Origin of the sequence: Faecalibacterium longum (genome assembly GCF_040094125.1) — a bacterium.
Lineage (GTDB): Bacteria > Bacillota > Clostridia > Oscillospirales > Ruminococcaceae > Faecalibacterium > Faecalibacterium longum.
The window spans coordinates 1-1,666 of record NZ_JBBNIH010000060.1; the positions used below are offsets into that span (position 1 = coordinate 1).

Sequence of the window (1,666 nt, forward strand, 5' to 3'; positions counted from 1 at the left end):
TGCTATGCACACATGGAAAAGCGTGGCTCTCGTTATCTTCGATACGCTCTTTACACTGCAACCAAATACGTCTGTTACTGGAATCCTGTTTTTACTGAATACCTTACCAAAAAGCAAGCTGAAGGCAAGCACTACAATGTTGCCCTATCTCATGCCACAAAGAAACTCGTACGACTGATTTACGCTTTGCAGAAGTCCGGTAAAGCATATCTTGCCGTCACTTGATTTTCTCCAGAGCCTGAGTTAAACCTAAGAACAACTTAGCTGGCGCAGCGAACCCTTGACAAACCGAAGCATTCAAATGCTATTCTGTTTTTGCGAGGGTTGGCTGGGCTTGCTTTGCTGTTCTCTCCGTCACCCTCGCTACTCCAAGGCCAGCATTTGAATGATGTTTGTCATGGGCAGCGGATGGTTGGCGGATTTTTTCATTTTAGGGCTTGACTTTTAATAGTTAGTCTTCGTCAGAGATTGGTAGGCTTCTGCCACCTTGCCTTTGGGGTCGTGCTGGAAAATGCTTTTGCCCACGGCACTGATCTCCGCAGCACGGACAGACCGGGGAATGGTCTGGTCGAACACTTTGATTTTGCTGCCGTAGGCACCTCGAATCAAATTGTCGATCTGCTGCCCGTAGTTGGTGCGGTTGTCCGTCATAGTCAGCAGAATGCCCTCAATTTTTAGTTTCGGGTTGATCTGCCGCCGGACTTTTTGGACGGTCTGCAAAAGCTGTTCCAAGCCCTTCGCAGACAGGTACTGCGCCTGCACCGGAATCAGGGTGGTGTCCGCTGCTGCCAAGGCATTGACGGTCAGCATCCCAAGGGAAGGGGTGCAGTCCAACAGAATGAAATCGTAGTCGTACTTCGCACCTTCCAGCACTTGTTTGAGCATCTTTTCCCGGTTCATGCAGTTGACGAGAGACACTTCCAGCCCTGCCAGTTCGATGTTCGCCGGAATCAGGTCAACGCCCTCTGCATGGTGCAGAACGCCCTCGCCGGGCTGGATGGGCTGGCCATTCATGGCTTTTGCCATCAGGGTAGAAAGGGTGGTGGGCAGTTCATCCGGCTGCTGCCAGCCCATGCTAATGGTCAGGCTGCCCTGCGGGTCGGCATCCACCAACAGAACTTTTTTGCCCTCCATTGCCAGCCCGATGCCCAGATTTTCACAGGTGGTGGTCTTGCCGGTGCCGCCTTTTTGATTGGTGACTGCAATAATCGTAGCTTTCTTTGCGATAACATCACCCCGCCTTCGGTGAACCACGCGCAAAGTCGTGGTTCGTCTTGTTCTGATAGTAGAGGTTCATGGTGGTGGGCGCATTGTAGAGCATCGCCAGCAGATACTGCTTCATGTTCCGAACCGGGGCAGTGTTTTCTGCCAGTGAATCCAGCACAAAGCGGATATGGTCGGCATTCAGTTTTTTCAGCCGACTGCGTACCACCTCGGTAGGCTTGTCATCTCCTGCGATCCGCAACATCTTGCGTTTGGTGGAACAGGTGTCCACAAGCATGTCTACGATCTGATAGATGGTGTCCTCATCATCCGGGCAGAGCCGGAGCAGGAGGTCTATCTCCAATGCCTGACAAAAATAATCCTCAAGCTGCTCCCGGATGCCCCCGGAATAGATAGGGTCAGGATCGTTCCACTCTGTTTTATTCTTATCAGTCTTATTTGC

At 51.6% G+C, this 1,666-nt stretch carries 2 protein-coding genes and 1 pseudogene; 1 reads left to right on the plus strand and 2 read right to left on the minus strand.

Features of this window, described 5'->3' with window-relative positions; genetic code table 11:
• Nucleotides 1-225, plus strand: a pseudogene (locus AAAU26_RS01075) (IS110 family RNA-guided transposase); the annotation flags it as partial.
• Between the two features lie 219 nt (nt 226-444).
• Here AAAU26_RS01075 and AAAU26_RS01080 read toward each other — a convergent pair.
• Both AAAU26_RS01080 and AAAU26_RS01085 read right to left on the minus strand, forming a co-directional pair.
• Nucleotides 445-1,227 carry a ParA family protein gene (locus AAAU26_RS01080; RefSeq protein ID WP_349180874.1) on the minus strand — a complete coding sequence of 261 codons (783 nt, stop codon included), beginning with the start codon at nt 1,225-1,227 and terminating at the stop codon, nt 445-447.
• Between the two features lie 4 nt (nt 1,228-1,231).
• Nucleotides 1,232-1,666: DUF6017 domain-containing protein (locus AAAU26_RS01085; RefSeq protein WP_349180873.1), on the minus strand; the 435-nt coding region annotated here is incomplete at its 5' end.